15 protein-coding genes are annotated in these 12,926 nt (G+C 65.4%); 5 read left to right on the top strand and 10 right to left on the bottom strand.

All coding sequences use genetic code 11. The features are described from left to right. Positions 1-84: 84 nt before the first annotated feature. From hutI to B0919_RS19875, 6 genes are all read right to left on the bottom strand, one after another. On the bottom strand, positions 85-1,356 hold the full coding sequence (gene hutI, locus B0919_RS19850; protein ID WP_176133147.1) for an imidazolonepropionase: 1,272 nt from the start codon (positions 1,354-1,356) through the stop codon (positions 85-87). 58 nt (positions 1,357-1,414) lie between these two features. Then, positions 1,415-1,906, bottom strand: coding sequence for a hypothetical protein (locus tag B0919_RS19855; protein WP_078014031.1), 492 nt, complete (start codon positions 1,904-1,906; stop codon positions 1,415-1,417). A 13-nt stretch (positions 1,907-1,919) separates the two neighbouring features. Further along, positions 1,920-2,372: a hypothetical protein gene (locus B0919_RS19860; protein ID WP_078014032.1), complete on the bottom strand. Its 453-nt coding sequence runs from the start codon at positions 2,370-2,372 to the stop codon at positions 1,920-1,922. A 24-nt stretch (positions 2,373-2,396) separates the two neighbouring features. Beyond that, a complete protein-coding gene (locus tag B0919_RS19865; protein WP_078014033.1) occupies positions 2,397-3,170 on the bottom strand; it encodes a tRNA(His) guanylyltransferase Thg1 family protein in 774 nt (257 codons plus the stop codon). 26 nt (positions 3,171-3,196) lie between these two features. After that, entirely contained in the window at positions 3,197-3,685 is a 489-nt protein-coding gene (locus B0919_RS19870; protein ID WP_078014034.1) for an AAA family ATPase, read from the bottom strand. A gap of 182 nt (positions 3,686-3,867) precedes the next feature. Then, a complete protein-coding gene (locus B0919_RS19875) occupies positions 3,868-4,890 on the bottom strand; it encodes a spore photoproduct lyase family protein (RefSeq protein WP_078014077.1) in 1,023 nt (340 codons plus the stop codon). 299 nt (positions 4,891-5,189) lie between these two features. Between B0919_RS19875 and B0919_RS19880 the strand changes: the two genes are divergently transcribed. From B0919_RS19880 to pncA, 3 genes are all read left to right on the top strand, one after another. Next, entirely contained in the window at positions 5,190-6,080 is an 891-nt protein-coding gene (locus B0919_RS19880) for a hypothetical protein (protein WP_078014035.1), read from the top strand. A gap of 136 nt (positions 6,081-6,216) precedes the next feature. Then, on the top strand, positions 6,217-6,738 hold the full coding sequence (locus B0919_RS19885; protein ID WP_078014036.1) for a 2'-5' RNA ligase family protein: 522 nt from the start codon (positions 6,217-6,219) through the stop codon (positions 6,736-6,738). Between the two features lie 74 nt (positions 6,739-6,812). Then, complete coding sequence (gene pncA / locus B0919_RS19890; protein WP_078014037.1) at positions 6,813-7,427, top strand: bifunctional nicotinamidase/pyrazinamidase; 615 nt, start codon at positions 6,813-6,815, stop codon at positions 7,425-7,427. Here pncA and B0919_RS19895 read toward each other — a convergent pair. Continuing rightward, positions 7,424-8,005 (bottom strand): cupin domain-containing protein, encoded by a 582-nt coding sequence (locus B0919_RS19895; protein ID WP_176133148.1) that lies wholly within the window; start codon positions 8,003-8,005, stop codon positions 7,424-7,426. The two genes, pncA and B0919_RS19895, sit on opposite strands and share 4 nt — an antisense overlap. A 262-nt stretch (positions 8,006-8,267) precedes the next feature. Between B0919_RS19895 and B0919_RS19900 the strand changes: the two genes are divergently transcribed. Beyond that, positions 8,268-9,368 carry a mechanosensitive ion channel family protein gene (locus B0919_RS19900; protein WP_078014039.1) on the top strand — a complete coding sequence of 367 codons (1,101 nt, stop codon included), beginning with the start codon at positions 8,268-8,270 and terminating at the stop codon, positions 9,366-9,368. Between the two features lie 66 nt (positions 9,369-9,434). Here the strand turns inward: B0919_RS19900 and B0919_RS19905 are convergent, their stop codons facing one another. Next, positions 9,435-10,175 carry an SDR family oxidoreductase gene (locus tag B0919_RS19905; protein ID WP_078014040.1) on the bottom strand — a complete coding sequence of 247 codons (741 nt, stop codon included), beginning with the start codon at positions 10,173-10,175 and terminating at the stop codon, positions 9,435-9,437. Between the two features lie 182 nt (positions 10,176-10,357). Between B0919_RS19905 and B0919_RS19910 the strand changes: the two genes are divergently transcribed. After that, a complete protein-coding gene (locus B0919_RS19910; RefSeq protein WP_254846632.1) occupies positions 10,358-10,942 on the top strand; it encodes a hypothetical protein in 585 nt (194 codons plus the stop codon). 81 nt (positions 10,943-11,023) lie between these two features. Here B0919_RS19910 and B0919_RS19915 read toward each other — a convergent pair whose 3' ends face one another. Together B0919_RS19915 and B0919_RS19920 are read right to left on the bottom strand one after the other, a co-directional pair. After that, entirely contained in the window at positions 11,024-11,452 is a 429-nt protein-coding gene (locus B0919_RS19915; RefSeq protein WP_078014041.1) for a hypothetical protein, read from the bottom strand. Between the two features lie 228 nt (positions 11,453-11,680). Further along, on the bottom strand, positions 11,681-12,895 hold the full coding sequence (locus B0919_RS19920; protein ID WP_078014042.1) for an aspartyl protease family protein: 1,215 nt from the start codon (positions 12,893-12,895) through the stop codon (positions 11,681-11,683). Positions 12,896-12,926 lie beyond the last annotated feature (31 nt).

The following is a 12,926-nucleotide window of genomic DNA, read 5'->3' on the forward strand; positions in this document are numbered from 1 at the left end:
TTACTATCTGAATAAACACGCGATATGCCACGACCAGCTCGACCTGACCGCCTGTTGCAGTCGGTGCCACTTGCCGGATAGGCTCTAAGCTGGCTGCTCAGCTCCACCGATGAAGACCTGCGCCACGGGGTTTTCGCCGAGCCAGTAAGGCAGCTGGCAGTAGTCCGGCACTTGCAGCACCAGTACGTCGGCGCGCTTGCCGGGCTCCAGCGAGCCACAGGTAGCTTGCTGGCCGATGGCCCAAGCGGCATTGAGCGTGACGGCGGCCAGCGCCTCGCGGGGTGTAAGGCCCATTTTCAGACAAGCCACCTGTAGGGCCAGCCACAGGTTTTTGCTGGGGCACGAACCGGGGTTGAAGTCCGTGCTCAAGGCCACGGGCAGGCCAGCCTCGATGAAGGCGCGGCCGGGGGCGTATTTCTCCTGGCGCAGAAACAGTGGCACCAGCGGCAGCAGCACGGCCACCGTACGCCCCCCACTGGCCTGGGCCACCGCAGCCGCGCCCTCGGGCGTGAGGTAGTCACAATGGTCGACGCTGAGGGCCCCCAGCTCGGCGGCCATCCGGCAGCCGCCCAGGTCGTGGAGCTGCTCGGCGTGAATTTTCAGCCCGAAGCCCCTTTCGTGCGCCCGTTGCAGGTAGCCTCGCGACTCCTCGACTGAAAACGCCCCTTCCTCGCAGAAAATATCCACGAACGGTACTTCCGCGGGGTTGAGCGCCGGCAGCACTTCCGCGGCCAGCATCTGCAGGTACTCCGCGGGCCGGCCTTTGTACTCAGGGCCGGGCACGTGCGCGCCGAGGAAGGTGGGCACCACCCGCACGGCCTGTTGCTCGCCGGCCTGCCGGGCTATGCGCAGCAGCCGCAGCTCGGTGGCGGCGTCGAGACCGTAGCCGCTCTTGGCTTCGAGGGTGGTGACGCCGTAGCGGCGGAAGCCCTCCAGGTGGTGCAGGGCACTGGCGAGCAGCTCGTCGTCGGAGGCGGCGCGGGTGCGGCGCACGGTGCTCAGAATGCCGCCGCCCGAGGCCAGAATATCGAGGTAGGACTCGCCCTGTAGCTTGCGCTGGAACTCGTCGGCACGGTTGCCGCCGAACACCAGGTGCGTGTGGCACTCCACCAGGCCCGGCATCAGCACCCGCCCCGATACATCCACCACCCGCGTGGCGGGCCCGATGCGGCCGGCGTCCAGTTCGCTCATGGGCCCCACGGCCACGATGGTCTCGCCAAGGCAGGCCACGTAGCCGTGCTCGATGACCTGCCACTCAGTGAGGTCAACCCCGCGCAGGGGGCGGTCGGTGGGGCCGCCGGCCAGGGTGAGCACCTGGGCGGCATGGCAGAAGAGCAGGGAGTACGGCTGGGCCATAGGCGGGCAAAACGGGTGGATGGTGGGCCGAAAATACGCGTCTGACCTCTTCCGCCCGTTACCCGGCGAAGGGCCGGTAGAAATCAAACCGCTGCCCGGTAGCCACATCGAAATAATCCCACTGGTCTGGCTGCGTCTTCACACCCCGCCCGATTTTGACTTTGATGAATACACGCTCGTACACCAGAGTGATGTTGCCCATCAGGTACGTCATTTCAAGTACGGTCTTGAATTTTCCCTTCTGAGTCGTGGTACTGGCGTCGTGCACTTCCACCATGCGCTCATCTGGCTGCTGCTCATAGCGGTGAGGCGAGGCTGCATAGGGGCTGTGGTAGCCCTTAGGCACTGACTTGTGAAAGCATTCTACACCGGTAAATTGGATATCAACAAACTTCCGACAGCCACGCTCTACGTTGAAATCCAACAGCGTGCCCACAAGCTGAAAAACTTGCTCAGTAGGTCGGTATTCGAATCCGAACACGCTGCAACTCCAGTAAGGATAAGGGCTGAAGAACTCTCGTACGTCTGTTACTTCCTGGTAGTCCTGCATAATCCTTTACCAATCATTCCGGTGCAATGCGCGCCTGCCCGCCGGCTGAAATAGCGCCTTTGCGCGTCATCTTCTTGATGTATTCCACGCGCCGAAAGCGCAGCGCCGACCAGTCTTCGTCGATGGCGACCTGACTAACGGGCTCGAAGCCGGCTGCGCCCAGCGCAGCCCAGCCGGTGTCGCGGTTGAACTCGCAGCGGTATTTCTTCGAGGAGCCTTTGGGATAAGCCACCCACACGGCTACGTCGCCGGGGGCGTGGCCAAGCTGCGCGGCCACATCAGCTATTTCCTGCTGCCTGGTAGCAAAGGCCAGTACGGTGGTAACGGGTACTGCGGGGGCCAGGGCAGCTTCCACGGTGGCCCGTTCCCACAGCTCGGCCAAGACGGGCTGCAAATCGGCGGGCAGGCCCAGCAGGCCGACTACGGCGCCAGGCTTGATCTGGAGTTTGTCGACGACGGATTTCATACTGCAAAATACACGGCCGCGTCGCTAGCTCGTGGTGCCCGTGGGCTGTAGCCACTGCCGCACCAGGGCCTCGTACTCCGCCCCCAACGGCAGCTCATAATCCACCTGCAGGTCCCGCCGCGTGGCTTGCACCGCCTGCTGCCGAATGGGGTCGTAACCGGTGCGTACTTCCTGGCCCCAGTACACGCCAGTGCCGCGCTTTTGCCACGCGGGCAAGTCGTGGTAGTTGATGCCGCGCTGCATCAGCAGCTCGTGTTTGGCCCCGGTGCTCAGGTGTTTGATCTGAGCGTGCGCTGCCGCCGGCGCTACGCCTGCGCGGCGCAGCAACCAGTAGCAGTGGGCGTTGAGCGAATTGCGGTGGGCATCTTCCTGCCGCCACCGGAAGTAGTCCACCACGTAGTCGGGGCCAGGCAGCTGCGCGATGCGGCAGTCGAAGCAGGCCACGCCGCCGAGCTGCAGCGAAAAGGCGGCCGAGGCCTCGCCCGCCAGCACCGAAATCAGCTTGCGCAGCTTCCGGCCGAAGGCATCTTCAGTCAGGTCCAGCAGCAAAGAAATTTCGTCGCTCTGGGTGTAGCCGTACCGTACCCGGAAGCCGCAATGCATCAGGTGGCGCACGGTGGCCACCATCATGTCGCGCACCCGCTCGTCAAACGGCGCTTCGAAGGAATACACTTCCTTGGTCAGGCGGGTGAAGCCGCGGCCATCCAGCCGGGCCACCAGGTACAGGCCCGGCAGGGCGCAGTGGTCGTGTGCCGTTTCGAACACCCGCAGGCGGGCATCCAGGTCGTTGAATTTCATGCCGGCAAGCTACGCAGCGGTGCGGCTTAGTCTGCGCTGGAAACCGGTGAAGCGGGCGGCGGGCTCGGCTGCTCGTCCTGCCACGGCTCCACGCTGAATTCTCCGCCCTCGCCGATGCGCACGTAGTACAGCTGATCGAAGCCCTCGGCGTAGCGCGGCAGCTCCAGCCGCCCAGCCGCGCCAAAAATGCCTTTGTCGGGCACCTGCTCGGCCACGGGCCGCTGCCGGTTGCGCAGCAGCGCCGCCCGCGGCACCGACTGGAAGTAATAGCCCACCACCTCGTAGCCCGCCGACTTGGCCGCGGCAATGTAGCGGGCCCGCTCGGCGGCCGTGGGGTTGGTGTTGTCGACGGCGAATTTAGCCTGGGTGTCAAGGCAGAGTTGCAACAGGCGCTGCTCACGGTTGCGGGTCTTGAGCAGATCAAGGCTGATGCGGATGTGGGAATTGAACAGGCGCTCCTTGTAAAAGGTGGACTTGCCCGTGGCCTGAATGCCGCAGAAGATGATGGCTTGCATGGAAGAAGAAGCTGGCGCCGGTCGCGCCTGCGGCTAAATTGGCACCGAAAATAAAGCAGGTTGCCAAACTGCATCCGTTACTGCCTACTCAGCAAGTTACGCGGGCTGCAAGCCGGCCCGATTCCGGGCGCCGGTTTCACTTCGCCAGGAGCGAAACCGGCGCTGGCTGATGCTACTCCGGCTTACGTCCAATACAGAATCGGCGCCTGCGGAAAGCGCTGCTGCCACTCGGCGTAGAAGAACTGCTTCATCGCGCGCATTTCATCGGGCGGGTATACGTACTTCAGGCCGCCGAACTTATTGCGCTTCACGGCGCGGGCCGCCTCGTCGAGGTCGAGCGAGGTATTGGGGTACCACTGCAGCAGCACGTCCTTGGAGCCGGGCGTGAAGCGGTGACTGATGAATTCCACCGTGAGGTCACAAGGAAAGTCCAGCGCGGCCTGCACGCGGTCGAGCAGCGTGCGGTACTCCTGCTGCCAGCCGGGGATGGGCATGATGGGCGCCAGCACCACGCCCACGGGGTAGCCGCCCCCACCCTGCGCCACGGGCAGCGCCAACTGGCGCAGCGCCTGCAGCCGGGCTTCGATGGAGGCCGTACCGGCTTCGAGCTTGCGGGCGACGGGCTCGGCATTGAGGCTGACGCGGGCACGGGTGTGTCCCTGGTGCGGCAAGGCCAGCAGCGAATCGACGTGGTTGTACTTGGAGACGAAACGCAGCCGCGCCCCTTCCTGCTCGCCGAAGTAGCGGATGCACTCGGCCAGGCTGCCCGTCAGGTGCTCGATGCCGAGCACATCGGTGTAGCAGCTGACCTCAAACGAGGTGAGCCGGCCGGGCTGCTCGTAGGCGGCCGTGTTCTGCAGCAGCGTAGGCAGGTTGGCAAATACTTTCACCACGGGCGGGCCGCTGAGCGAGCCGGCCAGGTAGCAGTACTGGCAGTGAGCCGGGCAGCCCTCGGCGAGGTTCATCTGCCAGTCGGCCGAAGGTGGGGTGGGCTGCAGGCGTAGCGCGCTCGGCGGGGCTTTCACCACGGCCAGCGTGCTTTTGGCGCGGCGGTAAGTGTCGCGGGCATCGTCGCCGCGCAGGCCGGTGAGGCGGTTGCTTTTCAGGATTTCCACCTCCAGGTCGTGGGCCGTCACGCGCTCCAGAATCTGCTGGCCGAAAGGCTCGTCCAGCGCATCGGGCGTGAAGACCACCCGTTTGGGCAGCCACAGCTTGGCAGCGTGCGTGCGCGGCGCATCGGGCGCAGTGATTGTCGGGCTATTCAGGATGGGCAATAACAGCTGGTCGGTCATCGGGTTGATAACACCCGCCGCACGCTGCAAGGTCCTTACCGAAGCTTATTTACTGGATTATTTACCACTGACAATCAACCATATAACTCCTAGCTAATCAGAGCTAAACACAGACTTACTCACATCATCATGTCGTTGTATCCGGAGTGCCAAATCCGCACCTTGAGGCCCTCTGTAGCGCGGGCTCCAGCCCTCGTTCCCCGCTTACCCAGATGACTACCAGCCAGCTTATGTTCCTGCCCGCTACCCGCCTTCTGACCGTTTCGCTTTGCGCGCTGACTGCCGGCGCTTTTGCCCAGCGCACTTCCTCCCCGGCACCCCGCGCGGCCGTCGAAGCCATTGTGGCGGCCGAGCGGGCGTTTGCCCAGGCAGCGCTTATGCAGGGCACCAAAGCTGCTTTTTTGGCCACCATGGCCGATTCAGCCATTGTGTTCAGCCAGGCCCAGCCGGCGCTGGCGCACACCGTGTGGAGCGCCCGGCCGGCCCCCACTGCCGCCGAACCGGCCCTGCACTGGGGCCCGGCCGTGGCCGGTGCAGCCGCCTCGGGCGAGCTGGGCTACAGCACCGGGCCGTGGTTTATTCAGACGCCCGAGGGCAAACGCGTAGCGTACGGGCAGTTTTTTACCATCTGGGCCCGGCAGCCCGACGGCCGCTACCGCTGGCTGCTCGATAACGGCATCAGCCACCCCCTGCCGGCCGTGGTCGAGCCACCCGCGCAGGTTGTTTACCCCGCCGCGGGCGTGGTGAGCAAGGTAGCCGCACCGGCCGCCACCGCCCTGGATGAACAGCTCACGGCCGACGCCACAGCCCAAGGCCTGCCCGGCGCTTATGCGGCGCGGCTGCACCCGCAGGCCCGCCTGCTGCGCGAAGGCGCGCTGCCGCTGACCACGGCCGAGGCCATTCGGCAACAGCTGAGCGCGGAAGCCCCGCGCCGCTTTCTGCCCGCCGGGGGCCGCGTGGCCCGCTCGGGCGAGTTGGCTTACACCTACGGCACCTACCAGAACACCGACGCCGCAGCCGCCCGTGGCAGCTACGTGCACCTGTGGCAGCGCGGCAAAACCGGCTGGCAGCTGCTGGCCGAAGTGTTTAACCCAGCCCCGTAAACCAGCTTTTCAGCCGGCGGCGCCCTGAGCCGGCCGGCCACGGGCGAAAACATTAGCGGCCCCTTGGCAGTACTGAAAGCGCGACGGGTGCCGGCCGCGGGTGGCCGCGCCGCTTCCTCCGCTCCCCAGCTGCCCTATGCCCGGCATCGAGGCCCCTTTGATTCTTACCCTGCAGCTCGACGACGCGGCGCAGGCTTTTTTCGACGCTTTGCGGCAGGCGCATTTTCCGCCCGAGCGCAACTACCTCGCCGCGCACCTCACGCTGTTTCACCACTTGCCGGGGGCTGAGCTGGACGACATTGAGGCTTACCTGACGGCCCGCAGCCGCGCGCAGGCACCCATACCGCTGGACGTCACGGGCCTGCAGTTTCTGGGCCGCGGCGTGGCCTACGCCCTCAGCAGCCCCGCCACCGAAGCGCTGCACCGCGAGTTGCAGGCCCACTGGCTGCCGCACCTCACGCCGCAGGACCAGCAGCGCCGCCGCCCGCACGTAACGGTGCAAAACAAAGTATCCCCCGAACAGGCCCGGGCGCTACACCAGCAGCTCCAGGCCGAATTTGTGCCGTTTGCGGCCACGGGCACGGGCCTGCGGCTGTGGGCCTACTGCGGTGGCCCCTGGGAGCTGCTGCGCACCTTTCCGTTTGGCACCAACTCCTAAAGCCCCACGGTGCCCCGGACGTTACTTTTGCCCCGGCTCACCTCCTACCCACTACCACCTACCAACTGCTCCTAATGAAAGCGCTGCTGCTGATTGATATCCAAAACGACTTTGTCCCGGGCGGGGCGCTGGCAGTGCCCGAGGGCGACCAGATCATTGCGCTGGTCAACCGCCTGCAGCCGCAGTTCGATCTGGTGGTGGCTACCCAGGACTGGCACCCGGCCGGCCACCTGAGCTTTGCCAGCAGCCACCCCGGCCGTCAGCTGTTCGAGCACATTGATCTGGAAGGCCTCGACCAGGTACTCTGGCCCGACCACTGCGTGCAGGGCACACCCGGCGCCGAGCTGCACCCAGCCCTTGATCAGCACCGCATCGAAGCGGTGTTCCGCAAGGGCACCAGCCCCGACATCGACAGCTACAGCGGCCTCTTCGACAACGGCCACCGCAAAGCCACCGGCCTAGCCGACTACCTGCGCGGCCGCGGCGTGACGCAGGTGTACGTGGCCGGCCTGGCCGCCGACTACTGCGTGTACTTCACGGCCAAAGACGCCCAGCAGGAAGGCTTCGATACCTACCTGATCGAGGATGCTACCCGGGCCATTTCGCCCGAGGGCTTCGAGCAGGCCAAGGCCGACCTGGCCGCGCACGGCGGCCACGTGGTGCACAGCCAGCAGGTGCTGAGCCGCTAACGGCGTCTTGTCGCAGCTAGCGGCGCGGGCTGCATTCGGGGGCCGTACACGGCCTTCAGCCCGATGAGCCGGGCCAGCGGACGCAGGAAGGCAAATATGGTTTGCTGCAGCCAGCGCGGAGGTTTTGCCAACCGAAATTCGGCCGCGTACTCGTGCAGCAGCAGCGAGGTTTGCAGCCAGCCCGGCGTGCCCTCCGCCGTGACCAGGCCGGATTGCGCCAGCGAAAACAGCGTTTCCAGAAACTCCTCGGTGCGCAGGGCCGGGCGCGTACTCCAGCGCACCACGGCGCGGGTCGGGCTGCCGTTCCACATGGCGTGTACCTGTCCTGGCCCGATGCGCAGCCGCTCGCCGCGCTGCAGCGTGCGCAGCTGCCCGTCGAGGCGCACCATCAGCTCGCCCTGCAGCACCTCAAACAGCTCCTCCTGCTGCGGGTGAAAGTGCGGCAGCGGCTCCGGCCCCCAGGCCCGGTAACTCGATTCCAGCACCAGCTCGGTGCCGGCACTTTGCCGGGCGGTGGTCATGAAGTAAATGGTTTGACCCGTTACGGGGTTTTCGAGGGCTTGTCCGGGATAGGGCATAACGCGAATGGCAGTAAGCAAAAGGGCGCAACGCCAGGCCATTAGCCGCACGCCGCATCAACTGTGCAAAGGTACCGCGTATACCAAACGCGTTGATTCACATGTTGATGTGAGAACCAGTCATTATCCAGCCACATAGCCATGCGAACCAGCCCGGCGCCGGCACACGGCCAGCTGGCACGGCGCCGGATACAACCTTTGCCCGCGGCCCGGGGTAGAGGAGGCAGGCGGCCGGGCACAGGGCTGCCGGCGCTGCATTGCTATGTCCGACCTTGGCCTGGACCTCCCCTACCAACTTTCCATTGCCCTCGAAACGGCCGGCGTGGTGCTGGGCGGCCTCGCAGTGGGCCTGCTTCTGAAGTGGCTCGTCTTTGCGCTGCTGCGCGTGCACAGCCGCCACACCGAGTCGCTGGTGACGGCCTCGGTGGCGCGCTGGCTGAGCCAGCCGAGCACGTACTTCCTGCCCGTGCTGGTGCTTTCGTTTATGCTGCCGCTGGCCCCGCTGGCCCCGAAGCCCTTCGAGGTGCTGCGGCGGATAACGGAAGCGGCGCTCATCAGCACGTTTGCCTGGTGCCTGGTGCGGGTCGTCAACGTGGCGGAAGACCTCATTCGGCAGCATTACCAGCTCACCGAAGCCGACAACCTGCGGGTGCGCAAGCTGTACACGCAGCTGCAGTTCGTGCGCAAGTTCGTCGTATCGCTGATCATTTTCCTGGCCGGAGCGCTTATTCTGATGGGCTTTGCCACGGTGCGCAAAATCGGCACCGGGCTGCTTACCTCGGCCGGCATTGTGAGCGTCATCGTGGGCTTTGCCGCGCAGCGCTCCATCAGCAACCTGCTGGCTGGCTTTCAACTAGCCTTTACCCAGCCCATCCGCATCGACGACGTGCTGGTGGTGGAGGGCGAATGGGGCCGCGTGGAGGAAATTACCTTCACCTACGTGGTGCTGCGCCTCTGGGACGAGCGGCGCCTGGTGCTGCCCCTGAACTACTTCATCGAGAAGCCCTTCCAGAACTGGACGCGCACCACCTCGCAGCTGCTGGGCACGGCCCTGATTTACACCGATTATACCATCCCCGTCGACGCCGTACGGCAGGAACTGCAGCGCATTGCCGAGGCCTCCAAGTACTGGGACAAGCGCGTGTGCGTGCTGCACGTCACCGACTCGAAGGAGCGCACACTGGAACTGCGGGCCCTCGTCAGCGCCGCCAACTCCGGCAACCTGTGGGAGCTGCGCTGCGAAGTGCGCGAAAAACTGGTGGCCTTCGTGCAGCAGCACTACCCCGAGTGCCTGCCCAAAACGCGCACGGAGTCGGCGCCCGAAGCGGCCACCAGCAGCCTGGCCGGTGCATTGGAGCCTTGATGCCGACCTAGTACCAGTAGCCGCGGCCACTTACCACAGATAGGCAAGTGGCCGCGGCTGAGGCCATTAGCTAAAGCGGCTGTTCATGGCCGCCGTGGCGGCGTCCAGCTCGGCCCGGGAGGCCAGGCGGCGCTCTTCGGAGGTGCCGAAGCCCACTTCCAGTTCGCCGGCGGCCAGGCGCGCCATTACCGAGTCGGCAAACTCATTTACCGGCACCCCAAAGGTGTGCAGGCCCGTGCCGCCCAGGTCGGTATTGACGGCCGGCGGCACGATTTCCAGCACCTCAATGCTGGTGTCGCGCAGCTGATGGCGCAGGGCGATGGTGAAGGAATGCAGGGCGGCTTTGGTGGCCCCGTAGATAGGCGCAAACGTGGGCGGCGTGAAGGCCAGCCCGGACGTGACATTGATGATGGCAGCCCCGGCTTGCTGCCGCAGGTGCGGCACGAACAACCCCGCCAGGTGCACCGGCGCCTCGAAGTTGATGGCAATTTCGGCTTGCCGCTCGCTCCACGCCTCCTCGTCGGCGACCTGCAGGCGGCGCTGCACGCCGGCGTTGTTCACCAGCACGTTGAGCCCGGGAAACTCACGCGTGGCCCAGTCGCGCAGGGCGGTGCGCTCTTCGGCCGAAGCCACGTCGCAGACGCGGGTGTGCAGGCCGGGGAGCTGCTGCTGGGCCTGCTGAAGTACATCGGCGCGGCGGCCCATGGCAATGACGGTGCTGCCGGCCTGCAGAAAGCGCGCGGCGAGGGCCAGGCCGATGCCCGTGGCGCCGCCGGTGATGAGAACAGTATTGCCGCCGAGGTTCATGCGCACGAAAAATTTGGGTGGAACTGAAACGGCGTTAATACCAGCCAGCAGCCCGTTTGGTTGGCCTCCGCGCCGATAATTTTTCCGTGCGCCCGGCACCAACGGGCTGGGCGTGCCGTTGTGCTGGCGGCTTCGGCGCCGGTTTCGTACCTTGGCGGAAGCCGCTTTTGCCCCGACTTTCTATGCTGCGCCACCTGCTCCCCTCCGCCTTTTTGCTTTTACCGCTGCTGGCCACCTCGGCCGCCCATGCCCAATCGGCCGCGGCAGCCGACGTGCCGCCCGCGCCGGGCCTGCGCACCTCGCCGCTGACTTACAGCCTGAACGCCGGGGCCGTATTTGCCGGTCGTTTTGGCTCGGCTACTTACCTCAGCCCGCGGGTGAACTACCAGCTTACCAACCGCCTGCAGCTGTTCGGGGGCCTTACCTACCTACGCAGCATGCCCGGCGCGGCTTATTTGCCGGCCAGCGAGCTGGGCACCAAAGCCAACGCCTGGGCGGGCACCAACCACTACCTGCTGCAGGGCGGCGGCACGTACGCCCTCAGCCCGCGTCTTTCGCTCACGGGCAGCGCCTGGAAAGACTTTTCGCCCGCAGGGCCGGCCGTCAACCCCTACGCGGGCTTTGGCGGCAACCTGGGCCAGGGCGTGAATCTGCGCGCCGACTACCACATCACGGAGCATTTTTCCGTGTCGGGCGGCGTGCGGGTGTCGCAGGGCAGCACGGCCCCGGGCTACGCGCCCGTACTGGGCGCGCCGGTGGGCTACTAAGCCCCGGCGGGTCGCAGCCCACATTCGTATTGCATAGCTTTATCAGCAACGGCCCGGCTACTGCAGCCGGGCCGTTGCTTTTTACTGATTGCCCGCGCCGTAGAAGCGCCGCGTCAGGTACGCAATGGGCAGCCCGATCATCAGCACCAGAATGCCCAGGTTCAGAGCTATGCCCACCGGGGTGAGCGGCCGCGGTGGCACCTGCGACAAGGGCACCACAACCAAGTTCATTAGGGCCCACACCGCGGCTCCGTACAGCACGCCGCTGCGTGCCCAGTGCCGCCGCAGCACCGGCCACGCACGGGCCGCAGTCACAAACAGCGTCGTCCAGATCAGGGCAATGAGGTAGTGCAGGCCCAGGCCCAACAGCGCCGAACTAGCCCCGCCCTGGTACGCGGCCGGCCCCAGCACGCCGCTGGCCACTGACTGCAAGATCTGCACGGGGGTGGCCGTGCCGCGCAACACGCCAAATACGATTATGGCCGTGACGATATCCAGGGTGCCAGCCACTAGTACTATGCGCAATAATCGGCTGCCGTGCGCAGCTTTCGGAGGGACGGCGGCCGTACGGCTGGGTTGAATGGTTGGGTTCATAGGTCAACAATATAGCTACTGATAAATATATATTTTCCGTCCGATAAAAGCATAAGCAACACTGCCAAGGCATTGATATTGTGCACCATTGCCCTGCCCTATTCCCGCTACTAAGTCCGACTTCTTTGGTAGCTACTCCTGATTTTATCTGGGCGCCACGGCGCGGGTAAGCAGTTCCTCGTCGGGCTTCACCACCGCAATGCTCTCTGCCGGACTGGTGGGCACCTTTCCGGATTTGGGGACGCGCGACTTGCGCAGCGGACGTCTCAGGGCCAACTGCCCGGAGTTTGAGCTGGATGCGGCAGACCCGTCCGGCTGGGCGTTGGGTCGCAGCAAGAGCTGGTAGTGCAGGTAATCCAGCACGATATCGAAGCGCCGCAACGCCGCTAGGCCCAGGGTACCGTTGCGTGGCACCTCAATGCGGCTGCCCAGGTTGCTGGAATCCGGGAAGGAGGTTAGAAGCGAGCTAAGTGCGTAGCACCCCAGTTGCAGCCGGGATATGCGGCCCAGGTAGCCGGTGATGGGGCCGCTCAAGCCGTGCCCCACCACGGCGCGCGTGCGCCGTGCCGGCAGGCACAGGCGCGGATCAGAAGCGGTTTCCAGCGAGAGGGCGTGCCCGGCGCCGGTGTCCACGACCAACTTCAGCGGCAGCACCAGCGAATCGGTCACGGCGATGGAGGCATTGACGCAGGCCTTGTTGCCCTCCAGCGTGAGCGGCAGTCTTGCCCAGGCGTGGTCTTGCAGGTCGAGCGGCTGCGCCGGATCCGCAAAGATGACCTGATTCAACCGGGGTTGAATGGTTACGACGAAGCTGCGAAACAGATCATAGCCGAGGATGCCGTGCAACGGCAGGCCCAGCAGTTTGTTGGTCACCGCCTGGGTGGTCACCACGAACGACAGCGCCGGGGCTTCGATCTGCCCAAACTCCAAGCGCCCGGGCCTGCTCCAGTACGCGGCGTGGGGCGCCTGCCGCCCCACGCCGGCCAGGGTGCACGTAGCCGCCGAGGCGGGCCCGAGCAGCTCCCCCACCTTCGGGTCGGTGATGACACTGGCGGAAGTGCCGGTATCGAGCAGGAAGTTGAACGGCCCCTGGCCGTTCAGCCGGGCCACGATGATGATAAACCCGTGCCCGCCCTTGTACGAAATGGCTACTTGCCGCAGGTGGTCCTGCTTGAAGCGAAAAGGCAGGTTCAGGGCGGCACTGGGTCCGGCCTGCCCGTTGTGCGCCGCTAGCAGCAGGGCGCCCCACCAGAGCACGTAAGCCAGCCATCGGCTTAGCCAGCCTCCCCGGCCACGACACTGCCGGGCGGGCGCGTTGGAGGCTTCAATTCCGCTCACCTGGCGCGTAGTACTTGCCATGGCCCAAGAAGTTAGGGTGCCCGGACCGGTA

The organism is Hymenobacter sp. CRA2, assembly GCF_002007105.1.
Taxonomy (GTDB): Bacteria; Bacteroidota; Bacteroidia; order Cytophagales; family Hymenobacteraceae; genus Solirubrum.